The organism is Salinicola peritrichatus (genome assembly GCF_003206715.1).
In the GTDB taxonomy this organism is placed as follows: domain Bacteria; phylum Pseudomonadota; class Gammaproteobacteria; order Pseudomonadales; family Halomonadaceae; genus Salinicola; species Salinicola peritrichatus.
This window is the reverse complement of record NZ_PZJU01000049.1, coordinates 44,222-62,276: the sequence shown is the minus strand read 5'-3', so window position 1 is coordinate 62,276 and position 18,055 is coordinate 44,222. Positions and strand designations below refer to the sequence as shown.

Here is an 18,055-nt window from a genome sequence, read left to right as displayed (position 1 = left end):
CCCAAAGCGGCCACGGCAACGTTAATAAAGCCCGACAACGTGGCTGCCTGATGCAGCCGCGCAATCACGGGATCATACCATTTCAGGGCTTCCAAAGGCAGGCATTGACGCGCTTTGAATGGGTTTTCTACGCCGCGTCGGGGTCTTCCACCACCAGCGGCGCCAGGCGTTCATGCCACTCGCCTGCCAACGGGATCACCTGGCCGCTTTTCTGGTCGAGCAGCACGAAGGTCAGCGAGGCCGCCACGACCCGCTCGCCGCTGGCGCGGTGAGTGACGCGATGGCCGACCACACCGCTGCGACCGCCGAGGCGGGTCAGATAGGTCTCGATATCGAGATCGTCATTCACTACCGCCGCGCGGCGGTAGTCGATGTTGAGATTGACCACGACAAAGGCCGCGCCCTGGGCCAGCCCGGAGGCGAACTCGGCATGGTCGTCGAAATAGGCCCAGCGCCCCTCCTCCAGGAACTCCAGGTAGCGGGCATGATTGACGTGGCCGTATCCATCCAGGTGAAAGCCACGAACGCGAATCTGGGTCAGAGTGATGCGCGAATCCATGAAAACCTCCGATCAAGCGTGAAGTCATAGACCGCGAGCCGCGAAGGCGAGCATCGGCCGGCATATGAAATCCACAATCCCTTCGCCCGAAGCCCGAAGCCCGAAGCCCGAAGCCCGAAGCCCGAAGCCCGTCAAAAACATACGCTCGTTTGAAACAATCACGCAACTATCGATGGTCGACCTCGGTGGTAACGCCTGGGTCGTTTCGCCATAATGTGCCTCCTTTCAAACGGAACGGGCGTATGTGGTTCAAGCATTGTCATCTTTACCGCTGCCATGACGTCGAGGTCCTCCCGCTCGAGGATCTGGAAATCGCGTTGGCAGAATTTGCGTTTCGCCCCGTCTCTCCGCGCGAGGCCAAGCGCGTCGGCTGGAGTGCCCCGGCCGGTCGTCGCAGCGAACGACGCGTGCATGAAATCCAGGGCCACCGGCTGCTGTCGATGCTGCGCCAGGAGCGCCTGCTGCCCGCCGCCGTGGTCAATGAAGAGGTCAACGAGCGTCGCGAGGCGCGCGAGCAGGCCGAGGGCCAGCCATTGTCGCGTCGCGAACGTCAACTGCTAAAGGAGCAGGTGCTCGAGGAGCTGCTGCCGCAGGCGTTCACCCGCACGCAGCGCGTGGAACTATGGTGGGATACCCGCAATCGTCTGATCGGCATCAACGCCTCGAGCCGCAAGCGCGCCGAAGAAGTCCTGGACCTGCTGCGCCAATCGCTGGGCTCGCTCAAGGTCACGCCGCTGGCGACACGCACACCACCGGCGCGCGGCATGACGCAATGGTTGAGCGACCCGGCCAGCCGCCCCGCCAGCCTGCTGCTCGGCGACCAGGTAGAACTGCGCGCCGCCGAGGACGAGGGCGTACTGCGCGCCCGCCAGGTCGATCTCGACAGCGAGGAAATCCAGTCGCTGCTCGAGGGCGGCCGCCAGGCCAGTCGTTTGAGCCTCGGCAGCGAAGGACAGCTGCGTACCGTGCTCCATGACGATCTGGCACTCAAGTCGCTGCAATTCGACGACGCCCTGCTGGACGAAGCCAGTCAGAGCGATGATGGCGACGACCCGGTCGTACGCCTGGAAACGGACTTCGCGCTCATGTCGCAAACGCTGGCCACCTTCATCGCACAACTGATCGACTGGCTGGGCGGCGAGGCCGACCCGTCAGTGCCGACACCATGACGCCCCGTTCCGTGACCGACGACAGCTCAGCACCCGTGAATTCCAATAACGCAGAAGCGGCGATCGATCTCGACCGCTTCGCCGACATTCGCCCGTATCACGACGACGAAGTCGCGACCGTGCTCGCCAGGCTGGCCCACGACAGCGAACTGCTCAACGCCATCACGCGCTACCGCCTGCCGCGCCTGGCCCGTCTCGCCCCGCCGCTGGCCCGCGCCATCGCCAGTTTCCGGCTGCAGCGCGAAATGCGCGGCGTCGCCACGATCAGAGACTTCCAGCTACGTATCGCCGACTACATGGCACACATGATCAGCCGGACGACGCAGGGCTTCAGCGTCGAGGGCCTGGACCGGCTGTCGCCCAACGAAGCGTATCTGTTCATCGGCAACCATCGCGATATCGCCCTCGATCCGGCCTTCGTCAATTACGCGCTCTATGTCAAAGGCCACGACACCGTGCGTATCGCCATCGGCGACAACCTGCTGCAGAAGCCCTTCGTCACCGACCTGATGCGCCTCAACAAGAGCTTCATCGTGCCCCGCTCGGTGAAGGGCAAGCGGGCCATGCTCGCGGCTTACCAGTCGCTGTCGGGCTATATTCGCCACTCGATCACCGACGACAACCACTCGGTGTGGCTGGCTCAGCGCGAAGGCCGCGCCAAGGACGGGGTCGACCGTACCGACAGCGCCATCGTCAAGATGCTGTGCATGGCACGCCGGATCGAGGAGGGCGACAGCGACATCGGCAACGCCGTACGCGAACTCAAGATCGTGCCGGTTTCGATCAGCTACGAGTACGATCCCTGCGCCATCAACAAGGCGCGGGAACTGCACGCCAGGGAAACCGACGGCAGTTATCAGAAGGTCGAGTTCGAGGATATTCTTTCCATCGTCGCCGGCATCACCGGCGACAAGGGGCGCGTCAAGCTGGTCTTCGGTACGCCTTTGAGCGCAGCGCCCGAAAGCGCGGCGTTCGACACGCCCGATGCGGTGGCCAACGAAATCGATCGCCAGGTACTCGAGAACTACCCCCTCTTTCCCAGCCATCAGCTCGCGCTGGCCGAGACCGGGCTGGCACCGGATCTGGTCGATCTTGCCGCAGTGACGCCGGAAGATCGTGAGCGCTTCCAGGCACGCCTGGCCGAGGTTCCCGAAGGCCTGCAGCACTGGTGGCTGATGCAGTATGCCAACCCCATCCTCAATCGTGCCGGAAGAGCCCAGCCCCGCGACGATTGAGCAATACGCAAGCCTCGCCTGCTTCATTGGCCTCGCCGATGGCTCCATCGGCATTCCTCCCGCCCATTGCCTCTCCGGGTCGGCTTGCCGACTCGGGGGACTGGCGCCGTGAACAATGTTTCCTTAAAATAAACTTAAATATAGTATGCTAATTAGTTTGTTTATAATTTTCCGGTATTGTCATGGACTCACTACCCCTACTCGAGAATCCGCAGGGCGTCGTGACAGGCAACTTCGCCAATCCCCTGTCACCGCCCGTCACCCTGCAGCACGGCCACGGTCTGCTCAAAGCGGATGTCCTACTCACCATCCATGCCGGCGAGCCCGTCATCTGCAAGGATTATCAACGCTATGCCGGCACCTGGCTGGCCCTGCCGGCGCGTCTGTTGCTGCGACACGAGGCAAGCATTCTGAAGCGGCTGCATCATTGGCCCCACGCCCCGCGTGTGATCGGCCAGCTAGGCAAGCTCACATTGTTGCTGGAATACATTCCCGGCGAGATGCTCAGCGAAGCGGCGAATCCCGCCAACCCAGTCTATTTTGCCCAGTTGATGGCGGCACTGGCCTCGCTCCACGGCGCCTCGATCGTGCATAACGACATACGTGGTTCCAACGTGATACTGAGCCGTGGCCGGGTAGTGCTGATCGATTTCGCCTCGGCGTTTTACCTCCCCGGCGGCCGCTTGCTGCGCTTTCTGCTGCGCCCGATGCGGCGCAGCGATCTCGCCGGCGGGCTCAAGTTCAAGACCCGGCTGACCGGAGAGGCGCTGACACCTGAGGAAATCCGCCTGCGACGCAAGCCGGCTTGGCAGCAGTCGCTACAGCGCACCTGGAAGCGACGTCTGTTGCCACGCCTGAAGCGACGCCTGGCCTCGATGCCCGAGCGCAAGGATTCATGACGCAATGCGCTTAGAGGGTGTTTACAAAATAGGCGAACGAAGGCAAGACAAGGCGAAATCGAACGAAAAAGCGGAGTTTACACGGGGTAAATGAGCATTTTGAGGATGATTGACTCGCTTCGCTCTCCCTACGGGCCAGCCTCCGGCTGTTGTCTCCGCGGAGCTCCGACTCAACGCCGTATTGCCAAGTGCAGCCCTTTTGTAAATACCCTCTTACTTGCGCCAGAAGAACGGCATAAGTAACAACAACACAGTCAGGATCTCCAGACGCCCCATCAGCATGCCGACACATAGCAGCCACTTGGCGGCGGCCGGCAGACTGAGGAAGTTGCCGGCCGGACCGATAGTCTCGCCGAGGCCGGGCCCGACGTTGGCCAATGCGGTGGCCGCGCCGGTAATGGCGGTGACCATGTCGAGTCCCATCGCGGCCAGCGCCAATGCCAGTACCGCAAACGTCAGGAAGAAGAAGAACGAGAAAGCGATGACCGCCCGCACCACCTCGTCATTGAGCGGCCGGCCGTTATAGCGCTGAGCGAAGACACCGCTGGGATGGACCAGATAGCGCAGCTGGTTGAGCAACATCAACCCGCCGATCTGGAAGCGGAAGATCTTCATCCCGCCGCTGGTCGAACCGCTACAACCACCGATGAAGGTAATGAAGAAGAAAGTCGTCACCGCCAGCGGGCCCCACAGACTGTAATCCTCGCTGGAATAGCCGGTGGTGGTGACCACCGAAATCACGTTGAACGCCACCGCCGTCAGCGCCGCGAACGGTACCTCGCCGAAAGCCAGCATGCGGTAGAGCGTCAATACGCCGATCACGATGGCCAACACCATGACCAGGCCGCGCACCTGCTGGTCCTGCCACAGCGCACCGCGACTGTCGCGTACCAGGCGGATGTAGAGCACGAACGGCAACGCCCCGGCAAGCATGAACAGGCACCCGAGCCACAGAATCACCGGCCGATCCCGATAGATGCCGAAGGAGGCGTCATAGTTGGCGAAGCCACCGGTGGAGACAGAGCTCATGGCATGGACGATCGCGTCCAACGTGCCCATGCCGGCAAGCCGGTAGCACAAGATCGCGGCCAGCGTGAAGCCGAGATAGATCACCGTCGACGCCTTGGCGATCCCGCCCGCCCGGGGCAGCACCTTATCCGACCAGTCCGAGGATTCGGTCTGGAACAGGCGCATTCCCCCCACCTTCAAAAACGGCAGAATGGCGATCGCCATGACGATGATGCCGATGCCGCCCAGCCACTGCATCAGTCCACGCCACAGCTTGAGCCCGTCGGAAAGCAGTTCGATCTTCGTCAGCACCGTGGAGCCGGTGGTGGTGATTGCCGAGACCGATTCGAATACCGCGTCGGTGAACGAAAGCTGCGGCGCGCCGAGAATCAGCGGCAGGCTGGCGAAGGCGCTGATCGACACCCAGCTCAAGGTGGTAAGCACGAACATGTCCCGGGTCTTCAGCTCGACCGGTGTACGCCAGGTCCAGACCAGCAACCCCACCGAGACCGTTGCCACCAACGCCAGCGATTTGAGAAACGCCCACAGATCGGGGTCGCTCTCCAGCCCCAACAGCACGATCGGCGGAATCATGAACGCCGCCAGCACGACCAGCAACAGCGCCAGAACTTTGAGAATCGGTTTGGCGTCCAGCAAAGTCTCTCTCCCTTTCGCGCCCATCCGGCGCCCCTTTCCCTTCGAAGCGAGAGAGGCGACGAGGGGCGATCATAGGCCAATCGCGAGCCCGAGGACACCACCAGCGCGTCTCAACGCTTGCCTCGGGCGCGCCACGCCCGCCCTGTGATATCGTGGCGCCAATATCTCGCCGCGCCGACGGCTAGCAACGAGAGCGGCGAGGCCGAGAACGCGATCCGTCTATGAAAAGCAGGAGAGTCACATGAGTTCCGCTTCGGAAATGCAGAAGGTCCGCGTAATTCAGGAACTGCGCGCCTTCATCAAGAAACTGCTGCAGGAGCCCGGCATTCTGGAAACCTCGCTGGCCATCGCCAAGCACCATTCGGACGGCAGCAACGACCCCAGGGCCTGGGCGGCGATCGCCAACGAGATCTCCGCCACCACCAGCGTGCATATCCCCGAAGATCCGGCCGAGCATTCGGATGCGGACAAGCTGTTTCTGGAGGTACTGCGGGAGGTCGTGGGGGAAGAGAAGGCGCTTTATTAAGCGGTAAGCTTTAAGCTGTAAGTTATAAGAAGGAAGAGAGAAGGAAGAGAGAAGAAAGAGAAAGGCCGGCGAGTGCCGGCCCGAGAAATTTATTCAGTACCGTTGTTCGTTGAGTCACAGCCTTTTGGCGTGTAATCGTCGAGAATATCGGTCGAACAGCTCCAGTTACCATCGCCGTCGCGCGAATAGGTTATGACCTTGTTTTGCAGATCGGGGCTCACCCCAGCGGCTTTGTAAGTAAATTTCAGAGTCGCCTCGCCATCTTCACCCACTACGCCGGATTCTGGTGTTCGTGAGATCGTGCCAAGACTATTTGCGTCATCTTTAATTCCGAGCGTACCAGTTCCTGATTCGTCGTTAAACGTCAGCTCATTGCCGCTTAGAATCGCGTTCTCGGCGCTAGTTTGAATTCCTCTGAGCGTAGCCAGCCCCGAAGCAGCTTCTGAACGCGCTACGTAGGCCTGATACTGCGGGATCGCAATCGCGGCGAGGATGCCGATGATGGCGACGACGATCATCAGTTCGATCAGGGTGAAGCCGCCCTGCCGGTATGCCTGGTAATGAGATTTCTGCTGTTGCATGGATGTTCCCTGCCTTGCCGATGTTGAGCCGGCCGTCATGGCGCCGCTTGCCAGTCCGTCCGAATGCCTTCCCCTCTGCGCACCGTCTTCGTCAGCGTTGATTCCGGTACGAATAGATACGCATAGTTACCTTATATTACACTCCACGTGACTTATCGGCAGCTGCGGAAGGTCCCTTAAGAAAAAATCGCACTCGCCGATAGCCAGGGTATGCGCGCCGACGGTGCGGCGTTCATTTCTATCACCAGGCGGTAGCCCTCGATGCCGGAAGCCATGACCCAGCGGGCGCAGAGCGGCCTTGCCCAGCGCTTTATCGATCATCACCTGATCACTGCCGAGGCGTGCGATCGGGCGTTGAAGGATGCCGCCGAGGCGCAGCAGACCCTGATCGAGTTCCTGGTCCGCAACGGCCGGGTCGATGCTCGCGAGGCGGGGGTGCTCGCCGCCCGCGAATATGGCTTGCCCTTCCTCGACCTCCAGCATGTCGACTGGGACAAACTGCCGATCATCGAACCGGTGGCCGACAAGGTCATTCGCCGCTTTCAGGTCCTGCCGCTGGCCCGCGACGACCGCCGCCTCACCGTAGCGATCGCCTTTCCCTCGACCCTGGCCAAACTCGATGAGCTGCAGTTCACCACCGGACTGACGATCGAGGGCGTATTGGTCGCTTTCGATCAGTTGGAGCGGGCGCTGATCAAACGCTACCAGCGTCAGGAAACCTCCGGCATGCTGGAGGCACTGGACGAAGCCAGCGATGCGGTGACGCTGGATACCAGCGAGATCGATCTCGAGCGTGAGGCGGCGGCGTTCGACAATCGTGCCGAGAATGACGAACCGATCGTGCGCTTCGTCAACAAGATCCTGCGCGACGCCATTCACCGCGGCGCTTCCGACGTTCACTTCGAGCCCTACGAATCGAGCTACCGGGTTCGCTTCCGCATCGACGGCATGCTCCTGGAGATTGCGCGCCCGCCGCTCAACCTGCGCACCCGGCTGGCGGCGCGGCTCAAGGTCATGGCACGCCTCGATATCTCCGAACGTCGCCTGCCGCAGGATGGCTCGATGAAGCTTCGCCTCGATGCCAAGCGCGCCGTCGATTTTCGCGTCAGCACCCTGCCGACGGTCTTCGGCGAGAAGATCGTGCTGCGACTGCTGGATGCCCAGAGCGCCAGCTGGGGTATCGACGCGCTGGGTTTCACGCCGGATCAACGCAAGCTGTTCGAGGCGGTGCTGGCCGAACCCCAGGGCATGATTCTGGTCACCGGCCCCACCGGTAGCGGCAAGACGGTCACGCTCTATACCGGCATCAACCTGCTCAATACCGAAGAGCGCAACATCTCCACCGCCGAGGATCCGGTCGAACTCAAGATGCCCGGTATCAACCAGGTCAACGTGCAGCCACGCATCGGCCTGGATTTCGCCAGCGCCCTGCGCGCCTTTCTGCGCCAGGACCCGGATGTGGTGATGGTCGGCGAGATCCGCGATCTGGAAACCGCCGAGATCGCGGTGAAGGCGGCCCAGACCGGCCACCTGGTGCTGTCGACGCTGCACACCAATTCGGCCGCCGAAACCCTGACACGCCTGCGCAACATGGGCGTCGCCAGCTTCAATGTCGCCAGTTCCGTGTCGCTGATCATCGCCCAGCGACTGGCGCGCCTGCTCTGCCCTCGCTGCAAGACGCCGGCGGAAATTCCCGACGAGGTGCTGCTGCAGGAAGGCGTTTCCCGCGAGCGCCTGGCCGAGGCCACGCTCTACCGCGCCGTTGGCTGCGATCACTGCACCCTCGGCTACAAGGGGCGCATCGGCATCTATGAAGTGGTACCCGTGAGCGATGCCATGAGCCAGTTGATCATGAACGGCAGCCACGCCCTGGAACTCGCCCGGCTGGCCCGCGAAGAGGGCTACCCCGGCTTGCGTCAGAGCGGCATCGACAAGGTGCTTCAAGGCCTGACCAATCTCGAGGAGATCAACCGGGTCACCACGGATTGATGTGCGGTCGTGCAGAGGCCGATGAGATAACACCGCACCGACGCCCGCCGAACTTCCAGGAAATACTATGGCTACCACGCTCAAGCCACCCAAGCGTCTCGTCATGCACCGCTGGCACTGGCGCGGCAAGAATCTTCGCGGCGAGATGGTCAGCGGCGAGCTGATCGCCGGCGACATCGGCGAGGTTCGCCAGGAGCTTGCCCGGCAGAAGATCATCGTCAAGCGCATTAGCCGCAAGTCCGGCCTGTTCGGCCTCGGGCGCATCCGCTCCCGCGACGTGACCCTATTCGCCCGCCAGCTGGCGACGATGATCCGTGCCGGCGTCCCGTTGTTGCAGGGCTGCAAGGTGGTCGGCGAGACGCTCAAGAATCCGGCCATGCGCAACCTTGTCGAAACCCTCGCCAACGACATCAGCGCCGGAGCGAGTTTCTCGGAAGCGCTGGCCAAGCATCCGACGAGGTTCGATCGGATGTTCGTCAACATGGTGGCGGCCGGCGAACAGTCCGGTGCGCTGGACAAGATGCTGGAGCGCGTCGCCAGCTATCGCGAGAAGGTCGAAACCCTCAAGGGACGGGTCAAGAAAGCGCTCTATTATCCCGCCGCCGTCATCCTGGTGGGCCTGGGAGTGACTGCGCTACTGCTGGTCAAGGTCGTGCCCCAGTTCGAAAGTCTGTTCGCGGGCTTCGGCGCTGAATTGCCGGCGTTCACGCGTTTCACCATTCATCTCTCCGAACTGACCCAGGCTTACTGGTGGCAGGCGATCCTGGCGGTGGCGCTGCTCGTGTTCGGCATGCGTCAGGCGGCGGCTCGCTCGCCGGGCTTCGCATACCGCCTGCATCAGTTGATGCTCAAGCTGCCAGTGCTCGGCAATATCGTCGACAAGGGATCGATCGCACGCTTCTCGCGCACCCTGGCGACCACCTTCAATGCCGGCATCCCGCTGGTGGAAGCGCTCGAAACCGCCGCCGGAGCCACCGGCAATCGGGTGCATCAACGCGCGATCGCCGCCGTTCGCGAAGACGTGGATAGCGGTCAGCAGCTCAATTTCGCCATGCGACGTACCAAGGTCTTCCCACTCATGGCGGTGCAGATGGTCAGCATCGGCGAGGAGTCCGGCGAACTCGACGTCATGCTCGACAAGGTCGCTGAATTTTATGAGGAGGAGGTCGACAATCAGGTCGATGCGCTCACCTCGCTGCTGGAGCCATTCATCATCGTGGTATTGGGCGTGATGGTGGGAGGGCTGGTGGCGTCGATGTATTTGCCGATCTTCCAGATGGGCTCCGCGATCTGAAGAACGAAGGGTAGAGAACCGCGGCTACGCCGCTAGAAGAAGGAAGAACGGTGCTTCGCACCTTGAAGATATGAGAAAATTTCTTCCCTCTTACGTCTTCCTTCTTATCTCTTCCCTCTTCATTCTTACCCCTTTCTTCTTGTCACGCTCTTCTTGCCCCTGGAGTTCGTCTTGTCCGCTCTGTCCCCTTCGATTATTTGGCCATTGGCGTTCGTATTCGGCGCGGTGCTGGGCAGTTTTCTCAATGTGGTCATCGTGCGGCTGCCGGTGATGCTGATGCAACGTTGGCGAGCGGAAGCACGGGCGGCGCTGGAACTGGAAGCGGAGCCGCAGCCCCGCTACAACCTGGCGACGCCGCGATCCCACTGCCCGGCCTGTGGCAATTTCATTGCCTGGCATGACAACGTTCCGCTGGTCGGATGGCTGAAGCGCCGTGGTCGCTGCGCGGCGTGCGGAACGCCCATCAGCGTTCAGTACCCGCTCGTCGAACTGGTCTCGGCGCTGCTGGCCGTCGCCGTGATCGCGCTACATGGAGCGGGCTGGCAGAGCCTGTGGCTGATCGGCGCCTGTCTGACCTTGTTGGCGTTGGCGGTCATCGACTGGCGCACGCAATTGTTGCCGGACGCGCTGACGTTACCGCTGCTATGGGCGGGCCTGCTCTATCAGTGGTTGTTCGAACCGCTGATGCTCGAAAGCGCCGTGCTCGGCGCCATTGCCGGCTATGTATCGCTGTGGACGGTCTACTGGCTGTTCAAGTTGACCACCGGCAAGGAAGGCATGGGCTATGGTGATTTCAAGTTGATGGCCGCGCTCGGCGCTTGGCTCGGCTGGCAGAATCTACCGTTGTTGCTGCTGCTTTCCGCCGGCGTCGGTGCAATCGTAGGCATCGTTCTGGTAGCCTTGCGGCGCCACGCACGCGATCAGCCGATGCCGTTCGGTCCCTACATTGCGCTGGCTGGCTGGGTCGCCCTGTTGGTCGGCAAGCCGTTGATGGCAAGCTATCAGGCGCTGCTTCTCGGAGGATGGTGATGAATGCACGGATACCCGGCAAGGACAGCGCGCTCGTCATCGGCGTGACCGGCGGCATCGGTTCCGGCAAGAGCGCCGTCGCCGAGGCCTTCGGCGAACTCGGCATCGATTGGGTCGATGCCGATCACCTTGCCCGCGAAGTGGTCATGCCCGGGGAACCGGCACTCGCCGCCATCGCCGAGCGCTACGGCCCCTCGATACTGCAGCCCGACGGCACACTCGATCGCCGCGCGCTGCGTTCGCGCATTTTCGACGACGCCGCCGAGCGCCGCTGGCTGGAGGCAGAAACCCACCCGCGCATTCGCCAGCGCCTCGAGCAACGCCTCGCGCGCCTACGGCGGACGGGTGCGCCCTACTGCCTGCTGGTGTCACCGCTGTTGATCGAATCGGGACAGCACGAACTGGTCGACCGGATTCTGGTGGTGGACGTCCCCGAAGCCGTTCAGATCCAGCGCACCCTGGCACGCGATGGCGTGGAGCATCGTCAGGTCGAGGCGATCATCGAAGCGCAGAGTCCGCGGGCGCGCCGCCTTGCAGCGGCGGATGACGTCATCGACAATAGTGGCAACAGGCAAAGCCTGCACGATCAGGTCGCCCGACTGGACGCCTTCTACCGCCAGTTGGCCTCATCACCGAACCGACACGATACGCCACCATGAACCGAGGCAAGGATCAATGCAACGACCGGGACGACGTACTGACCGTGCGTTGTCCTCAGTGCCAGACGCCGATCGCCTGGACCACCGACAACCCCTATCGCCCGTTCTGTTCGAAGCGCTGCAAGCTGCTCGATCTCGGCGCCTGGGCCGACGGCTCGCACCGCATTCCGGGCGAGCCTCACATGGACGAAACCGAGCTCGACGAACTCATCGACCGTCTCGAACGGGGACAGGAATAACGGAAGAAGGAAGAGATAAGGACGAAGAAATAAGAAGGAAGGAGTAAGAGAGAAGTGAAACTATGCGTTTATCTTCTATCTTAAGGCGCGTAGCGCCGTACTTCCTTCTTCTAGCCGCAAAGCGGCGCTTAACCCTTATCTCTCCGGGCGAAGCCCGGTGGCTCAGGCATCATCGCGCCAAAAATCCCGGATCGAGGCGATTCCCTGGGCGCCGACAGCGCGGGCCTGGTTGGCGTGGTAACGCGTCATGCCACCGAGGGCGAACACCGGCATCGCGGCGGTCTCGACCATCTGCTGAAAATCGTGCCAGCCGATGGTCACCGCATCCGGGTGCGATGGCGTCGGCGCCAGCGGTGATAGCGTGACGAAGTCGCAATCGATACGTCCGGCCTGCGCCAGCTGCGCGTCGTCATGGGTGGAGGCGCCCAGCCACTTGTGGCTCGGAATCGGCCGCCGCTTGAGTTCCATCAAGCGGGCACTGGTGAGATGGATGCCGTCGGCGTCGACACGATCCAGCCAGGCCGGGTCGGCATTGAGCAACAGCTTGGCCGAATAACGATGGCACAGGGCCAGCGTCTTCTCGGCCCGAGCCTGGTAGGCTGCCTCGTCGAGGGTCTTTGCCCGCAGCTGCACCAGGCGGATGCGATCCTCCTTCAGTGCGCGCTCGAGCCGCTGCAGGAAAACCGCGTCGTCCGGCTCCTCGGCGGTAATCAGGTATTCCTGCGGTAGCGCCACCGCACGCAGGATCGGCAGGTTGGCCGCCGGGAACGGATAGTTCGGCAGGTCGTCCACTTCGACCCAACGCACTGGCTGCCCTTCGCGGCCGTAAGGGTCGCCTTCGTAATCGTGCACTTGCCAAACGTCCAGCAGAATGTGCTTGTCGGGATATTCGTGGTGCACGCGGATCAATGGCTGAGCGCGCCGAATCTGAATGCCCAGCTCCTCGCCCAGCTCCCGCTTGAGCGCTTCGAAGCCGGTTTCATAAGGCGCCAGCTTGCCGCCGGGAAACTCCCATAGACCGCCCTGGTCAACGGTAGCCGGTCGTCTGGCGATCAGCACCCGCCCATCGCCGCGAATGACGGCGGCGGCCGCTACGTGGACCCGTCTCTTGATCATCTTGCTATGTCTCTCGCACCATTTGGGTGTTGCTCGCTGGGGTATTGACTGCCGTTACGGCGTCAACTGCGGTAATCCGCGTTGATCGATACGTAATCGTGGGACAGATCCGATGTCCAGATCGTGGCGGCTTCCTCGCCGCGGCCAAGCTGAATGCGGATGGTGATCTCGTCTTGCGCCATCACCCGGCTGCCGGCCTCTTCGGTGTAGCTCCCAGCACGGCCGCCCTGTTCGACCAGGCGCACGTCACCCAGGTCGATGACGATGCGATCGACATCCAGGTCATCGACCGGCGCCCGGCCAACCGCCGCCAGAATTCGCCCCCAGTTGGCATCGGAGGCATAGAGCGCGGTCTTGACCAACGGCGAATGAGCGACGGTAAACGCCACCGCCCGCGCCTCGATGACGCTGGCCGCCTGCTCGACCTGCAGCGTGACGAACTTGGTGGCGCCTTCGGCGTCGCGAATGATCGCCTGCGCCAACTCGGTGAGCACTTCGGTCAGCGCTTCGCAAAAGCGCCGTTCGTCATCGGCGGATACTACCGCCGGACCTCGTCCGGTGGCAATCAGGGTACAGGCATCGTTGGTGGAGGTATCGGAATCCACCGTGATCGAATTGAACGAGACCTGGACCGCCTCGCGCAACCATTGGGTGAGCCGTGCCGGTTCGACAGCGGCGTCGCAGGCGACGAAACCCAGCATGGTGGCCATATTGGGATGGATCATGCCCGACCCCTTGCTGATGCCGTTGATCGTCACCCGGCCACTGCTCAGCTCGACCTGCCGCGATGCGCCCTTGATACGCGTATCGGTGGTCATGATCCCTTCGGCTGCCGCCGCCCAGTTATCGGCATCCAGCGACTCCAGCGCATGCGGTAGACCCGCGGCGATGCGCTCGACCGGCAACGGCTCGCCGATGACACCGGTCGAGAACGGCAGCACCTGGTGCGAGACGACACCGGCCAGGTCGGCCAGCGCGGTGCAGCAGCTCTCGGCGTCCTCGATACCGCGCGCGCCGGTACCGGCATTGGCGTTACCGGTATTGATCAGGAGATAACGCGGCGTGGCGTGTTCGAGATGCGCCTTGGCAACATGAACGGGGGCGGCGCAAAACGCATTGCGCGTGAATGTCGCCGCCACCGCGGCGCCCTCCGGCACCTCGATGATCACCAGGTCGCGACGCTCGGGTTTCTTGATGCCCGCCATCGCCGTTCCCAAGCGCACACCGTCGATCGCCGGCATACGGGGAAATATTGACTGCCCTACAGCCATCTCGTCTCTCCTCGAGGGCACGCGGTGCTCGTGCCCGGCCTTGTCAGTTCAGCTTGCCGTGGCACTGCTTGTATTTCTTGCCGGAGCCGCAGGGGCACGGATCGTTGCGACCGACCTTCGGTCCTTCACGACGTACCGGCTGGGCACTGTCGTCCCCGTTCTCACTGCCAGCAGCGGGCGCCTCACCTTCGGCCGTCTGCCGGGCGGCGGCGACCGCGCCTTCATGGACCGACTGGCTGGTCGCCTTTTCACGCTCCAGCGCTTCGCGGCGCTGACGCTCGAGCTCTTCGACCTCTTCCTGGCGGCGTACCTGGACGTGGCTCAGGATACGCGTCACGTCGTGCTTGATGTTGTACAAAAGCGACTGGAACAGCTCGAAGGCCTCGCGCTTGTACTCCTGCTTCGGGTTCTTCTGCGCATAGCCGCGCAGATGGATGCCCCGGCGCAGGTGATCCATCGACTGCAGATGTTCCTTCCAACGGGTGTCCAGCACCTGCAGCATGACCTGCTTCTCGAAGCGACGCATCATGTCCTGGCCGATCGCCTCGACCTTGGCCAGGTACTGACCGCGATGCTGATCCTGCAGACGCTGGCGCAGCAGCTCCTCGTTGAAATGCTCGTCTTCCTCGGCCCACTGCACCACCGGCACATCGAGGTTGAATTCCTGTTTGAGCTGATCCTGCAGCCCGGCCAGTTCCCACTGCTCCGGCAGGCTCTGCGGCGGCACGTATTCGGAGATCGTCTGGTCGAGCACTTCATCGCGGATGCTGGCGATGTTGTCGGAAATGTCGTCGGCGCTGAGGATCTCGTCGCGCTGGTCGTAGATCACCCGGCGCTGGTCGTTGGCGACGTCGTCGTATTCGAGCAGTTGCTTGCGAATATCGAAGTTACGCCCCTCGACTTTCTTCTGGGCGCGTTCGACCGCATTCGACACCATCTTGTGCTCGATCGCCTCGCCACGTTCGAGCCCCAGCGCCCCCATCAGCCGCTGCACCCGTTCGGAGCCGAACAGACGCATCAGGTTGTCTTCCAGCGACAGGAAGAAACGCGTCGAGCCCGGATCGCCCTGACGCCCCGCGCGGCCCCGCAACTGATTGTCGATGCGCCGTGACTCGTGACGTTCCGAGCCGATCACATGCAGGCCACCGGCTTCGAGCACGGCGTCGTGGCGCTTCTGCCAGTCCGCCTTGATCGCCGCGATCTGTTCCTCGCTGGGATTTTCCAGCTTGGCGACCTCGGCCTCCCAGTTGCCGCCGAGCAGGATGTCGGTACCACGACCGGCCATGTTGGTGGCGATGGTCACCGCTCCCGGGCGCCCGGCCTGGGCGATGATCTCCGCTTCGCTGTCATGCTGCTTGGCGTTGAGCACATTGTGCGGGATCTTCTGCGCCTGCATCAGTTTGGAGAGGTACTCCGAGTTTTCGATCGAGGCGGTGCCCACCAGCACCGGGCGGTTGGCCTCGCGCTGGGTCTTGACGTCCTCGATGATCGCCTCGAACTTCTCCTCCGCCGTCATGTAGACCAGGTCGTTGAGATCCTGGCGCGCCAAAGGGCGGTTGGTGGGGATCACCAATACGTCGAGGCCGTAGATGTGATTGAACTCGAAGGCTTCGGTGTCGGCGGTGCCGGTCATGCCCGCGAGCTTTTCGTAGAGGCGGAAATAGTTCTGGAAAGTGGTGGAGGCCAGCGTCTGGCTCTCGCGCTGGATCGGCACGCCTTCCTTGGCTTCCACCGCCTGGTGCAGGCCTTCCGACCAGCGACGGCCGGGCATGGTGCGTCCGGTGTGCTCGTCGACGATCACCACGTTGCCGTCGGAGACGATGTAGTCGACGTCACGATGATAGAGGCAGCGCGCCCGCAGCGCCGAATGGATATGTTGCAACAATCCTAGGTTCTGGACCGCATAGAGCGAATCATCGCCCTTCAGCAGCCCCGCCTCGCGCATCAGTTGTTCGACCTTCTGGTGGCCTTCCTCGGTCAGTTCGACCTGCTTCTGCTTCTCGTCGATGAGGAAATCGCCGGTGCTCGGATCCTCTTCATCGGTGCACTGTACGAGCTGCTTGGAGAGCGCCTGGATGGTGCGGTATAGCTCGACGTTCTCTTCCACCGGGCCGGAGATGATCAGCGGCGTACGCGCCTCGTCGATCAGGATCGAGTCGACCTCGTCGATGATCGCGTAGTAGAGCGGGCGCTGGACCTTGTCCTGCAGCGAGAATGCCATGTTGTCGCGCAGATAGTCGAAGCCGTACTCGTTGTTGGTGCCGTAGGTGATGTCGCAGGCGTAGGCCTGGCGCTTCTCTTCGTTGGGCTGGCCGGACGCGATCACGCCGACGCTCATGCCGAGAAACTCATACAGCGGGCGCATCCAATTGGCGTCACGGCTGGCCAGGTAGTCATTGACCGTGACCACATGCACGCCCTTGCCGAGCAGCGCGTTGAAATAGACCGCCAGGGTACCGACGAGCGTCTTGCCTTCGCCGGTCTTCATTTCGGCGATACGCCCTTCGTGCAGCGCCATACCGCCGATCAGCTGGACGTCGAAATGGCGCATGCCCAGCACACGCTTGCTCGCCTCGCGCACGACGGCGAAAGCTTCCGGCAGCAACGCGTCATGCTTCTCGCCGTCGGCAAGCCGCTGACGGAATTCCGCCGTCTTGGCGGCCAGCGCCGCGTCATCCAGTGCTGCGATGCTCTCTTCCAGGCCGTTGATCACCGCGACCTGCTTGTGCATGCGTTTGACGTCACGGTCGTTCTTGGAACCGACCAGTTTGCGTACCAATACGTTCAACATGATGATTTTCCTGCATGATCCTGTGACAGCGTGGCGATCGACAAGGATGCCCGCCATCGGTGACTTGAAACGCCGAGCAAGAATCAGACAGAAACTGGCGGTCCGCGACGAGAGAACGCATCGAGCGCCGCGCTGGCCACCACGACCGGTGCGGTGTATGCCGCGAACGAGGCCAGCGGCATGACCGCGCGTGGCTGGGGATGCGTCGTGGGAGCGCGAGCCATGCGGCGGGATTCGGCGCGGATGGCCTCCGGCGCCATAAGGTAGACCTGGGTCAGGCGTTCGGCGAGACGCATGGCCTCGGCATGCACGAGACCGGCGGGCAGCAGGCAGCCGACCAGCACGCTGGCCAGCCACCAATGGGCTCGCTGCCGGGGACGCCAGACGTTAGCGCGATGGCCGGACTGCGAATGGGCCGATGTCATGCTGTCGACGAACTCCGCGTCGTGATAGGTTTAGCGGGTCATTTCCCACTGTGTGCAGGCCGATGAGTATAAAGGCTAAGCGTTTTCGCGCCCAGTCCGTTTCCCACCTGCTCGACCAACCGGGGGGCCTGGGCGACGTGATGCGGATGGCGACGCTGATCGAGCGTGCCCAGCGTCACCTTCGCCGCCACCTGCCGGCCGAGATTGCGGAGCACGTCTACGTTGGCGGCTATCGCAACGGCGTGCTGACGCTGATCACCGACCGTGCGGCCTGGCTCACCTGGCTGCGCTACGAGCAGCCCCGCCTGCTCGAGCTGCTGCATCAGTTGCCAGGCTTCGAGGCGGTAATGAAGTTCTCGCTCAAGGTCCGGCCGATTCGACCGCTCAAGGCCAAGCCGCGGCAGACGCGTCGAATGACGCCGGCTGGCGCCGAGGCGTTGTCTCACTGCGCCGAGGGTCTCGATGACTCTCCACTCAAACGCGCCCTGACCCGCCTGGCCTCGCACGCGCGAACGGACAATCGCGACTCTTGAGAACCGCCAGCCGAGCCGGCAACCGTCCTACCTTCAACCGGCTCTAAATGCGACGACGCCGATCCGGGGCGGGAT

General features: G+C 62.6%; 17 protein-coding genes. 10 read left to right on the top strand and 7 right to left on the bottom strand.

Features of this window, described 5'->3' with window-relative positions; translation table 11 throughout:
* Positions 1 to 127: 127 nt before the first annotated feature.
* Positions 128 to 559 carry an acyl-CoA thioesterase gene (locus DOM57_RS16740; RefSeq protein WP_110650329.1) on the bottom strand — a complete coding sequence of 144 codons (432 nt, stop codon included), beginning with the start codon at positions 557 to 559 and terminating at the stop codon, positions 128 to 130.
* Positions 560 to 801: 242 nt separating this feature from the next.
* Between DOM57_RS16740 and DOM57_RS16735 the strand changes: the two genes are divergently transcribed.
* From DOM57_RS16735 to DOM57_RS16725, 3 genes are all read left to right on the top strand, one after another.
* A complete protein-coding gene (locus DOM57_RS16735; protein ID WP_110650328.1) occupies positions 802 to 1,728 on the top strand; it encodes a recombination-associated protein RdgC in 927 nt (308 codons plus the stop codon).
* The gene (locus DOM57_RS16730; RefSeq protein WP_110650327.1) at positions 1,725 to 2,963 is read left to right on the top strand and encodes a 1-acyl-sn-glycerol-3-phosphate acyltransferase; all 1,239 of its coding nucleotides are present in this window, start codon (positions 1,725 to 1,727) and stop codon (positions 2,961 to 2,963) included. The genes DOM57_RS16735 and DOM57_RS16730 overlap by 4 nt, the downstream gene beginning before the upstream one ends.
* A 182-nt stretch (positions 2,964 to 3,145) precedes the next feature.
* The gene (locus DOM57_RS16725) at positions 3,146 to 3,862 is read left to right on the top strand and encodes an RIO1 family regulatory kinase/ATPase domain-containing protein (RefSeq protein WP_110650326.1); all 717 of its coding nucleotides are present in this window, start codon (positions 3,146 to 3,148) and stop codon (positions 3,860 to 3,862) included.
* 213 nt (positions 3,863 to 4,075) lie between these two features.
* On the opposite strand, the gene DOM57_RS16720 is transcribed toward DOM57_RS16725, so the two are convergent.
* Positions 4,076 to 5,551, bottom strand: a complete 1,476-nt coding sequence (locus DOM57_RS16720) for a TrkH family potassium uptake protein (protein WP_110650325.1) — start codon at positions 5,549 to 5,551, stop codon at positions 4,076 to 4,078.
* Between the two features lie 217 nt (positions 5,552 to 5,768).
* Here DOM57_RS16720 and DOM57_RS16715 point away from each other — a divergent pair, with 217 nt between their 5' ends.
* Positions 5,769 to 6,053, top strand: coding sequence for a hypothetical protein (locus tag DOM57_RS16715; protein WP_110650324.1), 285 nt, complete (start codon positions 5,769 to 5,771; stop codon positions 6,051 to 6,053).
* 89 nt (positions 6,054 to 6,142) lie between these two features.
* Here DOM57_RS16715 and DOM57_RS16710 read toward each other — a convergent pair whose 3' ends face one another.
* Positions 6,143 to 6,634, bottom strand: coding sequence for a pilin (locus DOM57_RS16710; protein ID WP_110650323.1), 492 nt, complete (start codon positions 6,632 to 6,634; stop codon positions 6,143 to 6,145).
* 261 nt (positions 6,635 to 6,895) lie between these two features.
* Here DOM57_RS16710 and pilB point away from each other — a divergent pair, with 261 nt between their 5' ends.
* The 5 genes from pilB (at position 6,896) to yacG (ending at position 11,844) form a co-directional block, all read left to right on the top strand.
* Entirely contained in the window at positions 6,896 to 8,623 is a 1,728-nt protein-coding gene (gene pilB / locus DOM57_RS16705; protein WP_110650322.1) for a type IV-A pilus assembly ATPase PilB, read from the top strand.
* 67 nt (positions 8,624 to 8,690) lie between these two features.
* Positions 8,691 to 9,917 (top strand): type II secretion system F family protein, encoded by a 1,227-nt coding sequence (locus DOM57_RS16700; protein ID WP_110650321.1) that lies wholly within the window; start codon positions 8,691 to 8,693, stop codon positions 9,915 to 9,917.
* Positions 9,918 to 10,097: 180 nt separating this feature from the next.
* Positions 10,098 to 10,946 (top strand): prepilin peptidase, encoded by an 849-nt coding sequence (locus tag DOM57_RS16695; protein ID WP_110650406.1) that lies wholly within the window; start codon positions 10,098 to 10,100, stop codon positions 10,944 to 10,946.
* On the top strand, positions 10,946 to 11,605 hold the full coding sequence (gene coaE / locus DOM57_RS16690) for a dephospho-CoA kinase (protein WP_110650320.1): 660 nt from the start codon (positions 10,946 to 10,948) through the stop codon (positions 11,603 to 11,605). Before DOM57_RS16695 ends, coaE begins: the two co-directional genes overlap by 1 nt.
* Complete coding sequence (gene yacG / locus DOM57_RS16685) at positions 11,602 to 11,844, top strand: DNA gyrase inhibitor YacG (protein ID WP_110650319.1); 243 nt, start codon at positions 11,602 to 11,604, stop codon at positions 11,842 to 11,844. The genes coaE and yacG overlap by 4 nt, the downstream gene beginning before the upstream one ends.
* Before the next feature lie 162 nt (positions 11,845 to 12,006).
* Here the strand turns inward: yacG and DOM57_RS16680 are convergent, their stop codons facing one another.
* From DOM57_RS16680 to DOM57_RS22410, 4 genes are all read right to left on the bottom strand, one after another.
* Complete coding sequence (locus DOM57_RS16680) at positions 12,007 to 12,960, bottom strand: Nudix family hydrolase (protein ID WP_110650318.1); 954 nt, start codon at positions 12,958 to 12,960, stop codon at positions 12,007 to 12,009.
* Positions 12,961 to 13,022: 62 nt separating this feature from the next.
* Positions 13,023 to 14,231 carry a bifunctional glutamate N-acetyltransferase/amino-acid acetyltransferase ArgJ gene (gene argJ / locus DOM57_RS16675; RefSeq protein WP_110650317.1) on the bottom strand — a complete coding sequence of 403 codons (1,209 nt, stop codon included), beginning with the start codon at positions 14,229 to 14,231 and terminating at the stop codon, positions 13,023 to 13,025.
* A 43-nt stretch (positions 14,232 to 14,274) separates the two neighbouring features.
* The gene (gene secA, locus DOM57_RS16670) at positions 14,275 to 17,022 is read right to left on the bottom strand and encodes a preprotein translocase subunit SecA (protein WP_110650316.1); all 2,748 of its coding nucleotides are present in this window, start codon (positions 17,020 to 17,022) and stop codon (positions 14,275 to 14,277) included.
* Between the two features lie 83 nt (positions 17,023 to 17,105).
* Positions 17,106 to 17,447, bottom strand: coding sequence for a hypothetical protein (locus tag DOM57_RS22410; RefSeq protein WP_239496285.1), 342 nt, complete (start codon positions 17,445 to 17,447; stop codon positions 17,106 to 17,108).
* 62 nt (positions 17,448 to 17,509) lie between these two features.
* Here DOM57_RS22410 and DOM57_RS16660 point away from each other — a divergent pair, with 62 nt between their 5' ends.
* Complete coding sequence (locus tag DOM57_RS16660) at positions 17,510 to 17,980, top strand: DUF721 domain-containing protein (protein ID WP_110650315.1); 471 nt, start codon at positions 17,510 to 17,512, stop codon at positions 17,978 to 17,980.
* Positions 17,981 to 18,055 lie beyond the last annotated feature (75 nt).

Bases quoted from the DNA above. Each gene is read 5' to 3' on its own strand.
- DOM57_RS16740 (WP_110650329.1), bottom strand. From the start codon at position 559: ATGGATTCGCGCATCACTCTGACCCAGATTCGCGTTCGTGGCTTTCAC.
- DOM57_RS16735 (WP_110650328.1), top strand. From the start codon at position 802: ATGTGGTTCAAGCATTGTCATCTTTACCGCTGCCATGACGTCGAGGTC.
- DOM57_RS16730 (WP_110650327.1), top strand. From the start codon at position 1,725: ATGACGCCCCGTTCCGTGACCGACGACAGCTCAGCACCCGTGAATTCC.
- DOM57_RS16725 (WP_110650326.1), top strand. From the start codon at position 3,146: ATGGACTCACTACCCCTACTCGAGAATCCGCAGGGCGTCGTGACAGGC.
- DOM57_RS16720 (WP_110650325.1), bottom strand. From the start codon at position 5,551: ATGGGCGCGAAAGGGAGAGAGACTTTGCTGGACGCCAAACCGATTCTC.
- DOM57_RS16715 (WP_110650324.1), top strand. From the start codon at position 5,769: ATGAGTTCCGCTTCGGAAATGCAGAAGGTCCGCGTAATTCAGGAACTG.
- DOM57_RS16710 (WP_110650323.1), bottom strand. From the start codon at position 6,634: ATGCAACAGCAGAAATCTCATTACCAGGCATACCGGCAGGGCGGCTTC.
- pilB (WP_110650322.1), top strand. From the start codon at position 6,896: ATGCCGGAAGCCATGACCCAGCGGGCGCAGAGCGGCCTTGCCCAGCGC.
- DOM57_RS16700 (WP_110650321.1), top strand. From the start codon at position 8,691: ATGGCTACCACGCTCAAGCCACCCAAGCGTCTCGTCATGCACCGCTGG.
- coaE (WP_110650320.1), top strand. From the start codon at position 10,946: ATGAATGCACGGATACCCGGCAAGGACAGCGCGCTCGTCATCGGCGTG.
- yacG (WP_110650319.1), top strand. From the start codon at position 11,602: ATGAACCGAGGCAAGGATCAATGCAACGACCGGGACGACGTACTGACC.
- DOM57_RS16680 (WP_110650318.1), bottom strand. From the start codon at position 12,960: ATGATCAAGAGACGGGTCCACGTAGCGGCCGCCGCCGTCATTCGCGGC.
- argJ (WP_110650317.1), bottom strand. From the start codon at position 14,231: ATGGCTGTAGGGCAGTCAATATTTCCCCGTATGCCGGCGATCGACGGT.
- secA (WP_110650316.1), bottom strand. From the start codon at position 17,022: ATGTTGAACGTATTGGTACGCAAACTGGTCGGTTCCAAGAACGACCGT.
- DOM57_RS22410 (WP_239496285.1), bottom strand. From the start codon at position 17,447: ATGACATCGGCCCATTCGCAGTCCGGCCATCGCGCTAACGTCTGGCGT.
- DOM57_RS16660 (WP_110650315.1), top strand. From the start codon at position 17,510: ATGAGTATAAAGGCTAAGCGTTTTCGCGCCCAGTCCGTTTCCCACCTG.